At 60.5% G+C, this 17,465-nt stretch carries 17 protein-coding genes; 9 read left to right on the forward strand and 8 right to left on the reverse strand.

The annotated features are described in order from the left end of the window. Positions 1-359: 359 nt before the first annotated feature. From ACI77H_RS10300 to ACI77H_RS10310, 3 genes are all read right to left on the reverse strand, one after another. Complete coding sequence (locus ACI77H_RS10300; protein WP_008034365.1) at positions 360-956, reverse strand: superoxide dismutase; 597 nt, start codon at positions 954-956, stop codon at positions 360-362. Positions 957-1,131: 175 nt separating this feature from the next. Beyond that, positions 1,132-1,734 carry a LysE/ArgO family amino acid transporter gene (locus tag ACI77H_RS10305; protein WP_407011802.1) on the reverse strand — a complete coding sequence of 201 codons (603 nt, stop codon included), beginning with the start codon at positions 1,732-1,734 and terminating at the stop codon, positions 1,132-1,134. A gap of 5 nt (positions 1,735-1,739) precedes the next feature. Next, entirely contained in the window at positions 1,740-2,141 is a 402-nt protein-coding gene (locus ACI77H_RS10310) for an ACT domain-containing protein (protein WP_407011803.1), read from the reverse strand. A 96-nt stretch (positions 2,142-2,237) separates the two neighbouring features. Here ACI77H_RS10310 and ACI77H_RS10315 point away from each other — a divergent pair, with 96 nt between their 5' ends. The 4 genes from ACI77H_RS10315 to ACI77H_RS10330 all read left to right on the forward strand — a co-directional run bounded on the left by ACI77H_RS10315 (position 2,238) and on the right by ACI77H_RS10330 (position 6,130). After that, complete coding sequence (locus ACI77H_RS10315) at positions 2,238-3,131, forward strand: LysR family transcriptional regulator ArgP (protein ID WP_407011804.1); 894 nt, start codon at positions 2,238-2,240, stop codon at positions 3,129-3,131. A gap of 54 nt (positions 3,132-3,185) precedes the next feature. Continuing rightward, positions 3,186-4,178 (forward strand): NAD-dependent epimerase/dehydratase family protein, encoded by a 993-nt coding sequence (locus ACI77H_RS10320; RefSeq protein ID WP_407011805.1) that lies wholly within the window; start codon positions 3,186-3,188, stop codon positions 4,176-4,178. A gap of 108 nt (positions 4,179-4,286) precedes the next feature. After that, complete coding sequence (locus ACI77H_RS10325) at positions 4,287-5,162, forward strand: ATPase (protein WP_407011806.1); 876 nt, start codon at positions 4,287-4,289, stop codon at positions 5,160-5,162. Between the two features lie 119 nt (positions 5,163-5,281). Beyond that, positions 5,282-6,130 carry a cache domain-containing protein gene (locus ACI77H_RS10330; RefSeq protein WP_407011807.1) on the forward strand — a complete coding sequence of 283 codons (849 nt, stop codon included), beginning with the start codon at positions 5,282-5,284 and terminating at the stop codon, positions 6,128-6,130. A 93-nt stretch (positions 6,131-6,223) separates the two neighbouring features. Here the strand turns inward: ACI77H_RS10330 and ACI77H_RS10335 are convergent, their stop codons facing one another. Continuing rightward, positions 6,224-7,741, reverse strand: a complete 1,518-nt coding sequence (locus ACI77H_RS10335) for an MDR family MFS transporter (RefSeq protein ID WP_407011808.1) — start codon at positions 7,739-7,741, stop codon at positions 6,224-6,226. A gap of 79 nt (positions 7,742-7,820) precedes the next feature. Further along, entirely contained in the window at positions 7,821-9,014 is a 1,194-nt protein-coding gene (gene pobA / locus ACI77H_RS10340) for a 4-hydroxybenzoate 3-monooxygenase (protein WP_407011809.1), read from the reverse strand. 179 nt (positions 9,015-9,193) lie between these two features. On the opposite strand from pobA, the gene ACI77H_RS10345 reads away from it, so the two are divergent. After that, on the forward strand, positions 9,194-10,090 hold the full coding sequence (locus ACI77H_RS10345) for a helix-turn-helix domain-containing protein (protein WP_407011810.1): 897 nt from the start codon (positions 9,194-9,196) through the stop codon (positions 10,088-10,090). A 9-nt stretch (positions 10,091-10,099) separates the two neighbouring features. Here the strand turns inward: ACI77H_RS10345 and ACI77H_RS10350 are convergent, their stop codons facing one another. Then, on the reverse strand, positions 10,100-10,276 hold the full coding sequence (locus ACI77H_RS10350) for a hypothetical protein (RefSeq protein WP_191623667.1): 177 nt from the start codon (positions 10,274-10,276) through the stop codon (positions 10,100-10,102). A 213-nt stretch (positions 10,277-10,489) separates the two neighbouring features. After that, positions 10,490-11,395 carry a LysR family transcriptional regulator gene (locus ACI77H_RS10355; protein ID WP_407011811.1) on the reverse strand — a complete coding sequence of 302 codons (906 nt, stop codon included), beginning with the start codon at positions 11,393-11,395 and terminating at the stop codon, positions 10,490-10,492. Positions 11,396-11,509: 114 nt separating this feature from the next. Between ACI77H_RS10355 and ACI77H_RS10360 the strand changes: the two genes are divergently transcribed. Together ACI77H_RS10360 and ACI77H_RS10365 are read left to right on the forward strand one after the other, a co-directional pair. Beyond that, positions 11,510-12,388: an MBL fold metallo-hydrolase gene (locus ACI77H_RS10360; RefSeq protein ID WP_407011812.1), complete on the forward strand. Its 879-nt coding sequence runs from the start codon at positions 11,510-11,512 to the stop codon at positions 12,386-12,388. A 41-nt stretch (positions 12,389-12,429) separates the two neighbouring features. Further along, a complete protein-coding gene (locus ACI77H_RS10365; RefSeq protein WP_407011813.1) occupies positions 12,430-13,044 on the forward strand; it encodes an NAD(P)-dependent oxidoreductase in 615 nt (204 codons plus the stop codon). 94 nt (positions 13,045-13,138) lie between these two features. Here ACI77H_RS10365 and ACI77H_RS10370 read toward each other — a convergent pair whose 3' ends face one another. Next, entirely contained in the window at positions 13,139-14,020 is an 882-nt protein-coding gene (locus ACI77H_RS10370; RefSeq protein ID WP_407011814.1) for a LysR substrate-binding domain-containing protein, read from the reverse strand. 160 nt (positions 14,021-14,180) lie between these two features. On the opposite strand from ACI77H_RS10370, the gene ACI77H_RS10375 reads away from it, so the two are divergent. Beyond that, entirely contained in the window at positions 14,181-15,818 is a 1,638-nt protein-coding gene (locus ACI77H_RS10375) for a 5-guanidino-2-oxopentanoate decarboxylase (protein WP_407011815.1), read from the forward strand. Continuing rightward, entirely contained in the window at positions 15,815-17,263 is a 1,449-nt protein-coding gene (locus ACI77H_RS10380) for an aldehyde dehydrogenase family protein (RefSeq protein ID WP_407011816.1), read from the forward strand. The genes ACI77H_RS10375 and ACI77H_RS10380 overlap by 4 nt, the downstream gene beginning before the upstream one ends. The last annotated feature ends 202 nt before the right edge of the window (positions 17,264-17,465 follow it).

A 17,465-nucleotide genomic window follows, 5' to 3' on the forward strand; every position in this document is an offset into this window, starting at 1 on the left:
GTTGCCTGGAGTATTTGCCCAATTAGTACTGTGTCGGTAGTCGAGTCCTTCAACTTTAGGGGGATTTGGACATTTTTTCCTTTTGGTTGATGGTAGACGTCTGTGGCGTAGGGGCAAGGGGGGGGGACAGCTGGTTTCATTGTGGGAAATGCCTGTTCCACTGTAGGCGTTGGCTTGTCGGATCGCCGCACCGCAGCGATGGCGCTGTTTTTGTGGATGTACCCAGACCTTGCAGGAGCTGACTTGCCAGCGATAGCGGCAGAACGGCCGACCCAATCTCCCGGAATGCCGGACGTTCGAACGTTTTCGAACCTATAAAAAAACCCGGCAAAAGCCGGGTTTTTTGACTGGCGTCGAGCTTAAGCGGTGAAGGTTTTGCCTTCGAACTGCTCAGCCACGAATTTCCAGTTGACCAGGTTCCAGAACGCTTCGACGTATTTCGGACGAACGTTGCGGTAGTCGATGTAGTAAGCGTGTTCCCAGACGTCGCAGGTCAGCAGCGGGGTATCGCCGTTGGTCAGCGGGTTGCCGGCGCCGATGGTGCTGGCCAGGGCCAGGGAACCGTCAGCCTTTTTCACCAGCCAGCCCCAACCGGAACCGAAGGTGCCGATGGAAGTCTTGCTGAACTCTTCCTTGAACTTGTCGAACGAACCGAAGGAAGCATTGATGGCTTCAGCCAGTGCGCCGGTTGGTTGACCGCCGGCGTTTGGCGCCAGGCAGTTCCAGTAGAAAGTGTGGTTCCAGACTTGAGCGGCGTTGTTGAAGATACCGCCCGAGGAAGACTTGACGATTTCTTCCAGAGTCTTGCCTTCGAACTCGGTGCCTGGCACCAGGTTGTTCAGGTTCACGACGTAGGTGTTGTGGTGCTTGTCGTGGTGGTATTCCAGAGTTTCCTTGGAAATGTGCGGCTGCAGGGCATCGTGTGCGTAAGGCAGCGGCGGCAATTCGAAAGCCATGATGATTCTCCTAATCAGGTCAGTTGCGGTGAGCGCAAGGCCGATCACGGGCGGCCATACAAGCGCCGGGGAGTTTGTACTCTTTGCGGCGCATCGAACCGGATCATAGCACCGGGGGTGCGGCATAACCACGCAACAACTGTGTGGAATAGAGGTTCCAGAGCCTTTTGGAATATCAGGAAGCGATGATCAGTTGGCCGGCTACGGTGAACATCATGACGGCCACCAACAAATCAAGGATTCGCCAGGTACCTGGCCGGGCCAGCCACGGCGCCAGCCATGCGGCGCCGAGCGCCAGGGTGAAAAACCACAGCAACGACGCACTGGCCGCTCCGACCACATAAGCCCCAGGCTCGGTTTGTTGCGCACCGAGAGAGCCAATCAGCAACACGGTATCCAGATAAACGTGCGGGTTGAGCAAGGTCACCGCCAGGGCGCTGAGCATCACCGCGCGCAGCGAACGTACCGTCTGGGTTTCGCCCTGTTGCAGACTTTGCTTTGAGCAGGCCCGACGCAGTGCGAGGCTGCCGTACCACAGCAGGAACGCCGCACCACCCCAGCGAGCGATGGCCAGTAATGTCGGGTTTTGCGCCAGCACGGTCGCCAGACCGAATACGCCGGCCGCCACCAGCAACGCATCGCAGGTCACGCAGAGCGCCGCCACCGGCAGGTGATGTTCACGTCGCAGGCTCTGGGCCAGTACAAACGCATTCTGAGTACCGATCGCCATGATCAGCCCCGCGGCCACCAACAGGCCGTTCACATAGCTTTGCCACATAAGTTTTACTCCGCGTTGGCTGCCAGATCCCGCAGCACTTGCAGGGCGTGTTCGGCATCGGCCTGGCCGACAAATAAATGATCGTGGTAGTAACCGGCGATCACGTTGCAGCTGATCCCGGCCTGACCCAATGCGCTGGCGAATGCGGCGGTCAGCCCCACGGCCTCCAGGGCCGAATGCACGTTGAGGGTGATCCAGGCTGCAACGTAGTCGAAGCTGAAACCGGCCTGTTCTGCGTGGGAACGTTGCAGAATCACCGTCAGACCTTCCTGCTCGCGAAAGCTGCCAACAATTTCGAGGCCCGATGGCAACTGACCGTCACGCAGGGTGCAGAACACGTATTCGCCTGCGTTGAGTTGCGGGCTCATGCTGCGTAGCAATGTGGCCAATGAAGTTTCGCCAGCCATGTCGGTCATCCTTGTTCAAGAGTTCTTGCCGGGCATTCTCTGCTGCTAACCTGTATAAGAAAAACCAATCATGCTGATCGCTCATTAGGAAAACTGATGTTCGACTATAAATTGCTGTCTGCCTTGGCTGCGGTGGTTGAGCAGGCCGGTTTCGAACGTGCCGCGCAGGTGCTCGGGTTGTCGCAATCGGCGATCTCGCAGCGCATCAAATTGCTGGAAGCGCGGGTCGGCCAACCGGTGCTGGTGCGGGTTACGCCGCCCGCGCCGACGGAAATCGGTCGGCGCTTGCTCAACCATGTGCAGCAAGTTCGCTTGCTGGAGCGCGATCTGCAGACGCTGGTCCCGGCGCTGGATGAAGAAGGCCTGCCGGAACGTCTGCGTATCGCCCTGAACGCCGACAGCCTCGCCACGTGGTGGGCCGAGGCGGTCGGTGACTTTTGCGCCGAGCAACATTTACTGCTGGATCTGGTGGTCGAAGACCAGACCGTCGGCCTTAAACGCATGCGTGCAGGTGAAGTGGCGGCATGTGTCTGTGCCAGTGAACGTCCGGTGGCCGGGGCGCGCAGCGTCCTGTTGGGGGCCATGCGATATCGCGCACTGGCCAGCCCGGCGTTCATCGCCCGGCATTTTCCGCAAGGCGTTCGCGCCGAACAGTTGTCGAAAACACCGGCGCTGGTGTTTGGGCCGGACGATTTCCTACAGCATCGCTACCTCGCATCCCTCGGCGTAGACGGCGGTTTCGAACACCATTTGTGCCCATCATCCGAAGGCTTCATTCGCCTGACGGAGGCCGGTCTTGGCTGGGGACTGGTGCCGGAATTGCAGGTGCGCGAGCAACTTGAGCGCGGCGTTCTGGTGGAGCTTTTGCCAGATAAGCCCATCGATGTGCCGCTGTACTGGCATCATTGGCGCAATGGCGGTCAGTTGCTGGGGTTGCTGACTGATCAATTGGTGCGCTCGTCAAGGCAATGGCTGGTGCCGTTGACCTGAGCGGCAGCGTCAAGACCTCACGCACTACGCAAAACGAAATATTCGGAGCACTACATGAAGATTCTGGTCACCGGCGCAAGCGGCTTCATCGGCGGACGCTTTGCGCGTTTCGCCCTGGAGCAGGGCCTTGATGTACGGGTCAACGGTCGCCGGGCCGAAAGCGTCGAACACCTGGTGCGCCGTGGCGCCGAGTTCATTGCGGGCGACTTGAGCGACCCGCAACTGGCACGCGACCTGTGTTCCGACGTCGAAGCCGTGGTGCATTGCGCCGGGGCTGTCGGCGTGTGGGGACGCTATCAGGACTTTCATCAGGGCAACGTGCAGGTCACCGAAAATGTGGTCGAAGCCTGCCTCAAGCAACGGGTACGCCGACTGGTGCATTTGTCCTCGCCGTCGATCTACTTCGACGGCCGCGATCACCTCGGATTGACCGAAGAGCAGGTGCCCAAACGCTTCAAACATCCCTACGCCGCGACCAAATTCCTCGCCGAGCAAAAGGTCTTCGGCGCCCAGGAGTTCGGCCTCGAAACCCTGGCCTTGCGCCCGCGTTTCGTGACCGGTGCCGGCGACATGAGCATCTTCCCGCGACTGCTGAAAATGCAACGCAAAGGTCGCCTGGCAATCATCGGAAACGGTTTGAACAAGGTCGATTTCACCAGCGTGCAAAACCTCAACGAAGCCTTGCTCAGCAGCTTGTTGGCCAGTGGTTCGGCCTTGGGCAAGGCCTACAACATCAGCAACGGCACGCCGATTCCGTTGTGGGATGTGGTCAATTACGTCATGCGTAAAATGGACGTCCCACAGGTCACCCGCTACCGTTCCTACGGCTTGGCCTATGCGGTGGCGGCGCTCAACGAGGGCGCGTGCAAGCTGTGGCCGGGTCGCCCCGAGCCGACCCTGTCGCGCCTGGGCATGCAGGTCATGAACAAAAATTTCACCCTGGACATCAGTCGCGCGCGGCATTATCTGGATTACGATCCGAAGGTCAGTCTGTGGACGGCCCTCGACGAGTTCTGCGGCTGGTGGAAGGCTCAGGACATTCACTGACAAATCCCGTTACTGAACGCAGAGTAGGGTTCAGGGTCAATCGATGCGGCTGACGGGTTTATACTTCGCCGCATCAAGCCATCACCGCGTTCCACAAAGGTTGACTCAATGTCCATGCGTAACGATGCCAACGACGACTTCGACGATGTACCGAGCCTGCGTGCCGACAGCCTCGACGACGATGATTTTGTGCCCACCGCCCGCACCGCCGTGCATTCGCGTACGCCGCCGGTGGTCAAGGTCAGGGCTGCCAGCACCGGTCCGTTGTGGGCTCTGGTCGGCGCCTTGTTCTTTGCGTTCGCGGGCCTTGCCTGGTGGAGCTTTCAGCAGATTTCGCTGATGGAACAGCAACTGGTGGCGACCCAGGAAAGTTTCGCGCGTATCAGTGAGGATGCAGCGGGGCGCTTGCAGGACATTTCCGGCAAGGTGGTCGCCAGCCAGACCAACGTCACCAGCGACAGCGAAGCGCTGAAACTGCAAATCAAGCAGCTGGAAAGCAAACTCCAGGACCAGAGCAAGCAGCAGCAAGGCGTTGTCGGCCAGACCTCGGACCTGGACAAGCGCCTGGCGCAAATGACCGCGCAAACCACCGATCTGGACAAGCGCCTGGCGCAAGCCACCGCCCAGAACACCGAGCACCAGACCGCCAACACGCAATTGCAGGCCCAGGTCAAAGCCCTGGGCAGCGAACTGGCCGCCCTGAAAAGCGCCCCGGCGGACACTGACAAATTCGACGCGCAGCTGAAAAGCCTCGGCGCCGACATCGTTGCGTTGAAAAAACAAGGCAACCCGAGCGCCGCCATCGAACGACTGGAACAAGACATCATCGTGCTCAAAAGCGAACAGGACAACCGCCCGGCCGCCGGGCCTGCCTCGTCCAACACCGCCGAGTTCGACGCTTTCCGCGCTTCTGTCACCCGCAATATCAACACCCTGCAGGCGCAGATCCAGAATTTGCAGCAGCAGTTGCGGGCCAAGCCTTGAGGATGAAGGCGCGGTAATTCGCTGCAATACCATTTTGCAGACTGCGGTTCGCTGAATATCCATACATGCCCCATTGCCGTCTACGCTCTTCAAACACCGAAGAGAACGAGGGATGCGCAATGGGGTTTTTGCACAGGTTGGCCCTCCTGGGCGGGATGTTGTTGCTGTGCCTGGGGCAGGCGCAAGCCGCCGGGGCCGAGAAGGATGACAGCCAGGCCGCCAAGGCCTTGCTGGAAAAAGCTCTGGCTTATTACCACGACAATGGCGACAAGGCGTTTGCGGCCTTCAGTCGTCAGGGCGAGTTTGTCGACAAGGACCGCTACGTATTCGTGCTCGATACCAAAGGCGTGATGCTCGCCAGCGGTGGGCCTTCTTCGGCGTTGATCGGGCGAGAGGTGTCGGATGTGCTCGGGCCGGATTTGCAGAAAGCCTTCAAGGACGCATTGAAAGTGCCCGAGGGCAATGGCATTCAGCAGGCGGAGTATCGCTGGCAGAACTGGTCCGATGGCAAGGTCGAACGCAAGCATGTGTTCTATCAACGGGTCGGCCAGCGGATTCTGGCGGTGGGTTACTACTTGCCACGGGCCTCGGCGGAGCAGGCGATGGCGTTACTGAACAAAGCGGCAACCGACCTGGCCAAGGACGAGAAGGGCACGCTCACGGCGATCAACTCGCTCAAGGGCGGTTATTTGCAGGATGACCTGTATGTGTTTGTCGTCGATCTGGACACCCAGCGCTATGTCGCCCACGGTACCAACCTGCGGCTGATCAATACCGATTTCGGCAAGATCAAGGACCCTGAAGGCAAACCGGTTGGCGAGCCGATCCTCGCGTTGATTGGCAAGCAGGATTACGGCGAATACGCCTATCGGTGGAAAAACCCGGTGACCGGCAAGGTCGAGGACAAGCATGCGTACCTGAAGAAAGTCGGGCATTTTCTGGTGGCGGTCGGGTATTACAGCCCTTGATGATGGGGTGCATGGGATGACGTCATCGCCGGCAAGCCAGCGCGCGCTCCCTGTAGGCGCTGGCTTGCCGGCGATGGCCGCGACTCGGTGTATCTATCGAGCCTTGTCTTCGCGCCCACGCAACACCCGGTTCGGCATGGCAATCGCCGCCGCCAACCCGAGCAACGACACCGCTGCACTGACCATCAGCAAATGCCGGAAGGTCAGCAGCAACTCGGCACGCAAGGCGTTCTGCGCATCCCCCGGCGCGGCGTTCAGACCGTCCAGCAAGACGTTCCCCGAACTGCCCTCGGCAATCAGCGTCGAGCCAGCGAGGTGGGCGAAACTCGAGTCCTGCAGGAACGCCAGCAACAACGCCGACATCAACGCCACGCCCACCGCGCCGCCCAGGGAGCGGAACAGGTTGGTGGTGCTGGTCGCCACGCCGATGTCCTGTTGTTCCACCGAGTTCTGCGTCCCGACCAATGACGTCGGGAACTGCATACCGGAGGCGATCCCGCTGAGCACCATGAACAGACTGCTGAGTACCACAGCCTGTGGCGGACTGAACGCCATGCCGAGAATCGAGATCGGCATGAGAATGGCGCCCGTGAGGATCATCGGTTTGTAGCGTCCGGTCACCGAGGTTCGGCGCCCGGCGAAATACGCGCCGATCGGCAAACCCATGGCCAGTGGCAACAGGTGCAGCGCGGCACTGTCGGCCCTGGCGCCGGTCACGCTCTGGAAGCGCAACGGCATCAGCACAATCAGCGAAATCGCCTGGAAACTGGTGAAAAAAATCGTGCACCAGCACAGGATCGCATTGCGGTTGGCGAACAGGTGCATCGGCAGCAAAGGCTCCCGCGCACGGCGCTCATGCCAGACGAACAACGCCAGGACTACTACCGCACAACCCAGCAACCCCAACACCTCGGCGCTGCGCCAAGAATGACCCTGGCCGACCTGAGTAATGCCGAGCAACAAAGCCGTCAAACCGATGATCATCAACACGGTGCCGAGGTAATCGATGATCGGCTTGCGCTGCGGTATCGGGAGTCCGACCAAGGTGTGGCGGGCCACCAGCCACGCGCCCAGACCCAGCGGCAGATTGATCAGGAACACCCAGCGCCACGACAGGTATTCGGTCATGTAACCGCCGAGCACCGGCCCGGCCACGCTGGCCACCGCGTACATGCTGCTGAAATAACCTTGATAGCGACCGCGTTCGCGGGGCGGCACGATGTCGCCGATGATCGCCTGGCTGACCGAAATCATCCCACCGGCGCCAATGCCCTGAAGAATCCGCGCCAGCACCAATTGCTCCATGCTCTGGGCCATGCCGCAGAAAAGCGATGCAATCGTGAACAAGCCCATGCCAAACAGCATCAACGTGCGCCGACCGTACAGGTCGCCGAGTTTGCCGTAGATCGGCACCGCCACGGTCATCGCCACCATGTAGCCGGAAATCACCCAGGCCAGCAGGCTGACGTCCTTGAACTGCGCGGAAATGGCTGGCATCGATACGGCGACAATAGTCTGGTCCAGCGCGCCGAGAAAAATCGCCAGCATCAGGGCGATCAGCACGCTGCGGATGGCCGGTTTAGGCGTGTCAGGCTGGTTGAGATTGGTCACGTTGGAACCTGCGGGCAGTGAAAGTCCCGCAAGAGGTAATGGCGAGCGGGGATGCTCGCCAGTGTAAGTCGGTAGCAGGCTATTCGATAGCCTCGTAAGGAAGCCCGACATAATTTTCTGCAATGGTTTTTCGACCCGCCTCAGAGCTGACGAAGTAGTCCAGTTCCGACTCACTGATGCGCTGGCTGAACTCGTCGTGATCGTCAAAGCGGTGCAACATCGAGGTCATCCACCAGGAAAACCGCTCGGCTTTCCAGACCCGGCGCAGGCAGACCTCGGAGTATTTCGCCAGCAAGTCGACGCGGCCCTCGCGGTAAACCTTCAGCAGGATATTGAACAACGTACTGACGTCACTGGCCGCCAGGTTCAGGCCTTTGGCACCGGTCGGCGGGACGATGTGCGCGGCGTCGCCGACCAGAAACATCCGCCCGTATTGCATCGGTTCGACCACGAAACTGCGCAACGGCGCGATGCTTTTTTCGATGGACGGCCCGGTCACCAAGGACTCGGCCAACGCAGCAGGCAGCCGGGATTTGAGCTCATCCCAGAAACGCTGATCGGACCAGTTCTCGACGTGTTCGTCAGCAGGAACCTGAAGGTAATATCGGGTGCGCGTCGCCGAGCGCATGCTGCACAGGGCAAACCCGCGTTCGTGACGGGCGTAGACCAACTCATCGTGGACCGGTGGCGTGTCGGCGAGAATGCCGAGCCAGCCGAATGGATAAACCCGTTCGAACACCTTCTGGTTTTCAGCGGGAATCGATTGCCGCGCCACACCATGGAAACCGTCGCAACCGGCTATGTAATCGCAATCGAGCCGATACGTTTCGCCGTCCTTTTCGAACGTCACGAACGCTTCATCGGTTTTCATGCCGTGAGGTACGACATTGCTGGCTTCGTAGATCGTCTGCGCGCCGGCCTCCCGACGAGCGGCCATCAGGTCGCGAGTGACCTCGGTTTGCCCGTAGATCATCACGTTTTTGCCCCCGGTCAGGGCGTGCAGATCGATGTGCACCCGGCGCCCGTCGAGGGCCAGTTCGAAACCGCCGTGAACCAGCCCTTCGGCATCCATGCGGCGGCCGACGCCGGCCTGACGCAGCAGCTCTACCATGCCTTGTTCGAGGACACCGGCGCGAATTCGCCCGAGCACATAGTCCGGGGTCTGGCGTTCGAGGATGAGGGTGTCGATACCGGCGTTGTGCAGCAATTGGCCGAGCAGCAAACCAGAGGGGCCGGCGCCAATGATGGCGATTTGGGTTTTCAGCGTTTTCATTGTTTTTATGACTCGCAAGCTCCACACGACCTGCGTCGGTGAATGATTTTTATGGATCGAGTGCTTGCATTTTTCACTTGCGGGTCTGTCAATTGAAGGTGAAAACTGAGCCGATAGCTGAACATTCTGCCAATCGGTGCGATTATCGCCCGCCACCTCCCGAGGCCTGGATTGAAGTTATGAACAAGCCTGCCCTGCCTTCGATACCGGTGTTCAAGCTCTACGGTGAAAGCCTGGACTGGCCGACCCCGGACTTGCTGCACTGCGAAACCATTTCCAAACGCAGCCGCGAGCATCAATGGGAAATCAAACCCCATCGCCACGCCGATTTATGCCAGTTGCTCTTCGTGTTCAAAGGTCAGGCAGAGCTTGAAATCGAAGGCACGCGCACGCAGCTGAACGAGCCGGCAATCCTGGTTCTGCCGCCGTTATCGGTGCACGGTTATCGTTTTTCCGAAGATGTCGAAGGGTTTGTCGTGACGCTCGCCGCGCCACTGGTCGCCCATCTTCAGGCGCAACTGGGCAACTCGGTGAATGCCCTGGCCCAGGCCGAAAGTTATCCGGCCAGCAACGACAGCGATTACCTCAACAGCCTGTTTTCTGCGCTGCAAACCGAATACACCGGTCATCAACCGGCCCGGGAAATGCTTATGCATTCGCTGGTCAGCGTGATCATGGTGTGGGTCAGCCGTCAGGCGCTGCAGCGACGCTCGGCGACTCAGCGTCCGCAGCGCGCGCGGGAATACCTCAACGGGTTTATTCAACTGGTGGAAGAGACCTATCGCCAGCACGTCAAGGTCGAAGACCTGGCGCATCGGCTGGGGATTTCGGTATCGCACCTCAACGGCACGTGCCGTGAACTGGCGGGACAACCGGCGTTGCAGATCATGCACGAGCGGCAATTGCTGGAAGCCAAGCGCTTGCTGACCTACACCAGCATGACCATTTACGAAATGTCCGATGTGTTGGGGTTTTCCGATCCGACCAACTTCACGCGCCTGTTCCGACGGCGTGTGGGGATCTCGCCCAAGGCATTCCGCGACCGCTTGAAGGCCGATCAGGACAACGAGGCCTGAGCCCCTGCGTCACCGGAGGGCGTTGAGGGTCGCGTTGTGGGGGATACAGCGCTCGAAGTTACAGCTCGCGTACTCACGGGGCAGGTTGCGCAACTGCTCAACGCGCCAGGCCGCAGTGCCGTACAGCGCCAGCGTCGCCGCGCAGGTGATGAAAATAGCGAGGTATCTTCTTGTTTTCGTGTTCATGGCGTTGACCTCTGAACGAATACCCTTCGGTACTCCTTTCAGCATAGGTCAGCGTCGGTGAGTTGCCAGTCACGCGTTGTGCGCATGTAGGCCGACATTCAGAACACTGATGTTCCCTGTGGGAGCGGGCTTGCCCGCGATGACGGCCTTCCTGTCAACAATGATGTGACTGATAGATCGCTATCGCCGGCAAGCCGGCTCCTACAAGGGCGGTTACAAGCCGATATCCCACGCCGGTTCTTCCGGAAACCGCAGCACCAGGAAATCCAGCACGCTGCGCAGGGCCGCCGGCATGTGTTTGCGTGAGGCATACACCGCGTAGATATTCATCTGGCGCGGTTCGGCCTGGGGCAGCAGGCGGATCAGTTCGCCGCTGTGGATATGCACACCCGCCTGATAACTCGGCAGCATCGCCACCCCGGCACCGGCCATCGCGGCGCGCAGCAGGGTGCTGGCTTCGTTGGCGCTGATGTTGCCCTGCACCGGTACCGAGACCGGTTCGCCGTCCTGTTCGAAATGCCACAGGCTTTTGCCGAAGTAGGAGTGGGTCAGGCAGTTGTGCTGGCTCAGGTCTTCCACCCGTATTGGCGTCGGGTGCTCTTGCAGGTAAGCGGGAGAAGCGCAGATCACCGAGCGGCAGACCGTCAGCCGCCGCGCAATGAGGTTCGGGTCCAGGTCATTGCTGGTGCGAATCGCCAGATCGATGCGCTCATCCACCAGGTTCACGGTGCGGTCGAGCATCTGCAGGTCGATGCTGACGCCGGGGTAACGTTTGACGTAGGCGGCCATCGCCTCCGCCAATTGCGCCTGGCCGAACGAGGTGCTGACGCTGATCCGCAGCAAGCCACGTGGCGCATCGTCGGGTTCGCTGACAGCGGCCTGCATGTCCGTGGACAGGTCGAGCATCTGCCGACAGCGCGGCAGGATTTCACTGCCGGCAGCGGTCAGGCTCAATTTGCGTGTGGTGCGATGCATCAGACGCGCGCCGACCCAGTCTTCCAGTTCCGCCAGATACCGCGAAACCACTGGCCGCGACAGGTCCAGGTGATCGGCGGCGGCCGACTGGCTGCCGAGGTCGACCACCGTAACAAATACGCGCATTGCTTGTAGACGATCCATGATTTGCCCGATTTCAGAAACAAACTATGTTCCAGCATCGCATTTTTTGTACTGAGTCAGGCAACTAAGCTCTGTTCCATCGCCAATCATGGCACTCGGACAACGGAGAATCAGATGATCGGTTTCACCTCGCTCAAGCGTATTTTGCTGGCCACGGCCACCCTCGGTTTCGCGGCTCACGCGTCGGCATCGGCGCTGACGCTAGATGTTTACAACCCCGGCGAGAAAGCGATCTTCCCGGTGACCTCGGTGCTGGTCAGCGGCGAGAAAGACGCGATTCTGGTGGACGCGCAATTCGGCAAATTCCAGGCCGAGCAAGTGGTGGCAAAAATCCGCGCCAGCGGCAAGCAACTGACCACCATCTACATCAGCCACGGTGACCCGGATTACTACTTCGGCCTCGACACCCTGACTGCCGCGTTCCCCAACGCCAAGGTGCTGGCCTCGCAGCCGACCGTGGACCACATCAAGCAAACCGTGGACGGCAAACTGGCGTTTTGGGGTCCGAAAATGGGTGCCGACGTGCCGGCCAAAACCATCGTGCCGGACGTGCTCAAGGGCGACAGCCTGATGCTCGAAGGGCAGAAGTTGCAGGTCGTAGGTCTTGAAGGCCAACAACCGGATCGCACCTTTGTGTGGATCCCTTCGATCAAGGCAGTGGTCGGTGGCGTGGTCGTCGCAGAAAACATTCACGTGTGGATGGCCGATACCCAAACCGCGCAGTCCCACGCTGATTGGCTGGCTACACTGCATTCCATCGAAACCCTGAAACCGCACACCATCGTGCCGGGTCACTACCTCGGTGAGAGCGCCCGTTCTTTGGCTTCCGTGCAGTTCACTGCCGATTACATCAAGGCCTTCGACGAAGAAACCGCCAAGGCCAAAGACGCTGCCGCGCTGATCGCCGCGATGAAAAAACGCTACCCGAAGCTGGGCGAAGAAAGCTCGCTGGAGCTGAGCGCCAAAGTCGCCAAGGGCGAGATGAAGTGGTAACCCGATTGCCCCACTCAAACTGATCCACACGGGAGAACGTCATGAGCAACATCGCAATCATCGGTGCCACCGGCCGTGCCGGCAGCCAACTGTTGGAAGAAGCCCTGCGTCGTGGTCATAGCGTTACGGCCATCGCGCGCGACACCTCGAAAATCGGCCAGCGTGCCGGGGTGGTCAGCAAGAACGTTGACGCCCTCGATGCCCAAGCGTTGCAAGCGGCAATCGCAGGTCATGACGTGGTGATCAGCGCCGCACACTTCGCGACCCTTCCTGCCAGCGCCGTCATCGGGCCGGTGAAACAGGCCGGAGTGAAACGTCTGTTGGTGGTCGGCGGTGCGGGCTCGCTGTTGCTGCCGGACGGTACTCGCGTTATCGACAGCAAAGGTTTCCCTGAAGCTTACAAAACCGAGGCCAGTGCCGGTGCGTTGTTTCTGCAGAACCTGCGTCAGGAACCGCAACTGGACTGGACGTTTGTCTCGCCCTCGGCAGAGTTTGTCGAAGGTAAGCGCACGGGGTCGTTCCGGATCGGCAAGGATGATTTGCTGGTGAGTGCGGCGGGGCGCAGCTGGATTACGTTTGCTGATTACGCGATTGCGATGCTGGATGAAGTCGAGACGCCGAAGCACTCCCGTCAGCGGTTTACTGTCGGCTATTGATGGCGCGGCTTATACCTTCGCTGGCAAGCCAGCTCCTACAGGTGGGCAATATGAACCTGGTAGGAGCCGGCTTGCTGGCGATGCTTTTGGGCCTTCACCGACTCTGGGCCTGCTCCACCAACCACCCCATCAACTCACGTAACTTCGGCGAAGGCCCGGGTTTTTCCGGAAACACCAGGTAATACGCCAACCCGGTTTTCACCTTCAATTCAAACGGCATGACCAGCCGCCCGGCGCTCAGGTCATCGCCAATCAATGACCAATCGCCAATCGCCACACCGGTCCCTTGGGACGCCATCGACATTGCCAGGTCCAGGGTTTCAAAATGCTGGCCTTTGCTGACATTGCTCAAATTAAGGTCCGCCGCTTTCAACCAGGCATTCCAGTCGCGCTCATCCCGCGTCGGGTGCAGCAGCAAGTGTTGTTGCAGATCCGCCGGCGTCTGCAAGGCCTGTGGCCCTTCCAGCATCGGTCGTGAACACACCGGGGTCAGTTGCTCGTCGAACAGCAGATAAGACGTCAACGCACTGTCCGGCGGCGCGCCATACATCACCGCCGCATCGAATTGTTCGCGATGAAAATCCACGCCGTGCTTGACCGTCGTAGTCAACTCCACCGGCACATCCGGACGCTCCCGTTGCCACTGTAAAAGGCGCGGTAACAACCAGCGCATCACACAGGTCGGCGCCTTGAGTTGCAGGGTTTCGCGCTTCTCGCCGATCTGTTCGACCGCCTCGTCGATCAGGCCGAAAATCTGCTGTACCCGTGGCAGCCACTCCCGTCCTTCAGCGGTCAAATCCAGGCCGCGGGCCTGGCGAATGAACAGCTCATAACCCAAATGTTCTTCCAGCCCGGCGATCTGTCGACTCACCGCGCCCTGGGTGATGAACAGCTGTTCGGCCGCACGGGTGAAGTTGCAGCACTGCGCGGTGATCAGAAAAGTGTGCAGCGCCGGCAGGGGAGGCAATCGTTTCATTGGGATCCAAGGTATGACGTGAGGACATGGCTAGTATGACTTTTTATCCATTGTTGCGGCTACGTGTCGCCCGTTCCAATGAGGCCATCCCTGGACCTGCCCGCTCATCATAAACACTGCGCAGGCCCGGCGTCTCAAACGAACAAAAAGGGCAAAAAACATGGCGACGTGCGGCGAAGTATTGGTCAAGTTACTCGAAGATTACGGGGTTGAGCAGGTATTCGGCATCCCTGGGGTTCACACCGTGGAGCTGTATCGCGGGCTGGCCCGTTCGAGCATCAACCACGTCACTCCGCGTCACGAACAGGGTGCCGGTTTCATGGCTGACGGTTATGCACGCACCAGCGGCAAACCGGGTGTGTGCTTCATCATCACCGGCCCGGGCATGACCAACATCACCACCGCGATGGGCCAGGCCTACGCTGATTCGATTCCGATGCTGGTGATCTCCAGCGTGCAATCGCGCAGCCAGTTGGGCGGCGGTCGCGGCAAGCTGCACGAACTGCCGAACCAGAGCGCCTTGGTCGGCGGCGTGGCAGCGTTCTCCCACACGCTGATGTCGGCGTCGGAATTGCCGGGCGTATTGGCCCGCGCCTTCGCGCTGTTCCAGGCCGGTCGCCCGCGTCCGGTGCACATCGAAATTCCATTGGACGTGCTGGTCGAGGAGGCCGACGACCTGCTCAGCAGTCTGCCGGTCAACATCGACCGTGCCGGTGCTGCGCCAAGCGCGATCAGCCGCATGACCGAGCTGCTCGCTGGCGCCAAGCGTCCGCTGATTCTGGCCGGTGGCGGTGCCATCGATGCCGCTGCCGAATTGACTGAGCTGGCCGAACTGCTCGACGCGCCGGTCGCCCTGACCATCAATGCCAAAGGCATGCTCGAATCCAGCCATCCGCTGTTGATCGGTTCGACCCAAAGCCTGGTCGCAACCCGCGCCCTGGTGGCCGAGGCCGACGTTGTGTTGGCGATCGGCACCGAACTGGCCGAGACCGACTACGACGTCACTTTCGCCGGAGGTTTCGAGATTCCCGGCGTGCTGCTGCGCGTGGACATCGACCCTGACCAGACCGTGCGCAACTACCCGCCTAAGGTCGCCTTGGTGGCCGATTCGCGCAACGCTGCCCAAGCCTTGCTGAGCGCGCTGTCCCAAAAAACGCTGGCCGAGCGCCGCAACGATTGGGGTCAGGTCCGTGCCGCACGTCTGCGCGAAGACCTCGCCGCCACCTGGGATGCGCCGACACTGGCCCAGACCTGCTTCCTCGAAACCGTCCTGCAGGAATTGCCGGACGCGGTGTTCGTCGGCGATTCGACCCAACCGGTGTACACCGGCAACCTGACCTTCAACCCGGAACGCCCACGCCGCTGGTTCAACTCGTCCACCGGCTACGGCACCCTCGGTTACGCCTTGCCGGCGGCGATTGGCGCGTGGCTCGGCGGTAACGCTGAAAACGGTGAGCGTCCTCCGGTGGTGTGCCTGATCGGCGATGGCGGTCTGCAATTCACCCTGCCGGAACTGGCCAGCGCCGTTGAAGCGCGCACCCCGGTGATCGTCCTGCTGTGGAATAACCAGGGCTACGAAGAGATCAAGAAATACATGGTCAACCGCGCCATCGAACCGGTCGGCGTAGACATCTATACCCCGGACTTCATCGGTGTCGCCAAGGCATTGGGCTGTGCGGCCGAAGCGGTCAACGGCGTCGAGCAACTGCGCAGCGCCTTGCGCGTCGCCGCCGATCGTCAAGGCCCGACGCTGATTGAAATCGATCAGACCCAGTGGATGAAGGCGGTGTCGAAATGACTTTTCCCACCACCCTCGACGGTCTGTTCATTGACGGAAAATGGTCAGCCGGCAGCGAACACCTGCGTGTGATCAACCCGGCCACTGAAGCGCTGCTGACCACCGTGAATGGCGGCGATGCAAACGCGGTCGACCAAGCGGCAAACGCAGCGACCGAAGCCTTCAAGGCCTGGTCGCAAACCACTGGCGCAGAGCGTGGCGCGATCCTGCGCAACATCGCCGCCGGCGTACAGGCCGGTCGCGAGCAATTGATGCATCTGCAGTCGAGCAACAATGGCAAGCCGCTGTTCGAAGCGTCCATCGACGTCGATGACGTGATCGCCACGTTCGAGTATTACGCCGGCCTGGCCGAAGGCCTCGATGCCAAGCAAGACAGCAACGTCGAGCTGCCGACCGACGACTTCAGCGCCCGTGTGCGCCGCGAGCCTGCGGGTGTAGTCGGCCTGATCGTGCCGTGGAATTTCCCGATGGTCACCACTGCCTGGAAACTTGCGCCGGCCCTGGCCGCCGGTTGCTGCGTGGTGCTCAAGCCCTCTGAAGTGACGCCGCTGCCGGAGCTGGAGCTGGCGGCGATCATCGCTGACTCTGGTTTGCCGAAGGGCGTGTTCAACGTGGTCTGCGGCACCGGTCTGGCGGTCGGCGCGCCGATGTCGGCAGACCCGCGCATCGCCAAGATTTCCTTCACCGGCAGCAACGCGGTCGGTGTGCAGGTGATGCAACGCGCCGCCGAAACCGTGAAGGGCGTGAGCCTGGAGCTGGGCGGCAAGTCGTCACTGTTGGTACTCGCCGACGCAGATATCGAACTGGCCGTGGAAGTGGCCTGTGGCGGTGGTTTCTTCAACGCCGGGCAAATGTGCTCGGCCACCAGCCGCGTTCTGGTCGCCGATGAACTGGCCGACGAATTCCTCCTGCGCCTGAAGGCCCGCGCCGAAGCCATCCGCGTGGCCGACCCGTTCGACCCGAACGTGGAAATGGGCGCATTGGTCAACCAGGCGCAATACCAGCGCGTGCTCGGCCACATCGATCGCGGTTTGAGTGCCGGCGCCAAGCTGATTTGCGGCGGCAATCGCCCTGCGGACCTGCCTCGCGGATATTTTTTGCAGCCGACGATTTTCACCGAAGTGCCCCTCGACAGTGCGTTGTGGTGTGAAGAGATTTTCGGCCCGGTGATCTGCGTGCGCAGTTTTACCTCCGAAGCTGAGGCGATTGCCCTGGCCAACGACAGCCAGTTCGGTTTGGTGGCCAGTGTCGTGACGCGCGATGCCGAGGCGGCGGATCGAGTCGCCAACGCTTTGCAGGCGGGGCTTGTGTGGATCAACGCGCCGCAAGTGATTTTCCCGCAGACCGCCTGGGGCGGCTACAAGCAGAGCAGCATCGGCCGCGAATTGGGGCCGTGGGGCTTGCAGGCTTTTCAGGAAATCAAACACGTGATTCGCGCGGTCTGACGGCACGAAAAAGGTGAGCGCATGCCTTGAAAGGAGGCATGCGCTGGCGTCATGGCTTCAATGAATTTTTATCGATAGTCAGGTGTTTTGCACGACCTCAGGATGAAACCGCCGGCTCAGCTTCAGCCCTTTGAAACCGTGGGCTAACGCAGACCTGGCCGCGCGGATGCAACGGTTGCGACCAACCTCATACTTAAAAAAA

The sequence above is a fragment of the Pseudomonas sp. O230 genome, from assembly GCF_045447035.1.
GTDB lineage: Bacteria > Pseudomonadota > Gammaproteobacteria > Pseudomonadales > Pseudomonadaceae > Aquipseudomonas.

What these genes read in the sequence shown, in the direction of transcription:
- ACI77H_RS10375 (WP_407011815.1), top strand. Translation starts at nt 14,181, where the DNA reads ATGGCGACGTGCGGCGAAGTATTGGTCAAGTTACTCGAAGATTACGGG.
- ACI77H_RS10365 (WP_407011813.1), top strand. Translation starts at nt 12,430, where the DNA reads ATGAGCAACATCGCAATCATCGGTGCCACCGGCCGTGCCGGCAGCCAA.
- ACI77H_RS10310 (WP_407011803.1), bottom strand. Translation starts at nt 2,141, where the DNA reads ATGGCTGGCGAAACTTCATTGGCCACATTGCTACGCAGCATGAGCCCG.
- ACI77H_RS10360 (WP_407011812.1), top strand. Translation starts at nt 11,510, where the DNA reads ATGATCGGTTTCACCTCGCTCAAGCGTATTTTGCTGGCCACGGCCACC.
- ACI77H_RS10325 (WP_407011806.1), top strand. Translation starts at nt 4,287, where the DNA reads ATGTCCATGCGTAACGATGCCAACGACGACTTCGACGATGTACCGAGC.
- ACI77H_RS10355 (WP_407011811.1), bottom strand. Translation starts at nt 11,395, where the DNA reads ATGGATCGTCTACAAGCAATGCGCGTATTTGTTACGGTGGTCGACCTC.
- ACI77H_RS10330 (WP_407011807.1), top strand. Translation starts at nt 5,282, where the DNA reads ATGGGGTTTTTGCACAGGTTGGCCCTCCTGGGCGGGATGTTGTTGCTG.
- pobA (WP_407011809.1), bottom strand. Translation starts at nt 9,014, where the DNA reads ATGAAAACGCTGAAAACCCAAATCGCCATCATTGGCGCCGGCCCCTCT.
- ACI77H_RS10315 (WP_407011804.1), top strand. Translation starts at nt 2,238, where the DNA reads ATGTTCGACTATAAATTGCTGTCTGCCTTGGCTGCGGTGGTTGAGCAG.
- ACI77H_RS10300 (WP_008034365.1), bottom strand. Translation starts at nt 956, where the DNA reads ATGGCTTTCGAATTGCCGCCGCTGCCTTACGCACACGATGCCCTGCAG.
- ACI77H_RS10305 (WP_407011802.1), bottom strand. Translation starts at nt 1,734, where the DNA reads ATGTGGCAAAGCTATGTGAACGGCCTGTTGGTGGCCGCGGGGCTGATC.
- ACI77H_RS10320 (WP_407011805.1), top strand. Translation starts at nt 3,186, where the DNA reads ATGAAGATTCTGGTCACCGGCGCAAGCGGCTTCATCGGCGGACGCTTT.
- ACI77H_RS10370 (WP_407011814.1), bottom strand. Translation starts at nt 14,020, where the DNA reads ATGAAACGATTGCCTCCCCTGCCGGCGCTGCACACTTTTCTGATCACC.
- ACI77H_RS10345 (WP_407011810.1), top strand. Translation starts at nt 9,194, where the DNA reads ATGAACAAGCCTGCCCTGCCTTCGATACCGGTGTTCAAGCTCTACGGT.
- ACI77H_RS10350 (WP_191623667.1), bottom strand. Translation starts at nt 10,276, where the DNA reads ATGAACACGAAAACAAGAAGATACCTCGCTATTTTCATCACCTGCGCG.
- ACI77H_RS10380 (WP_407011816.1), top strand. Translation starts at nt 15,815, where the DNA reads ATGACTTTTCCCACCACCCTCGACGGTCTGTTCATTGACGGAAAATGG.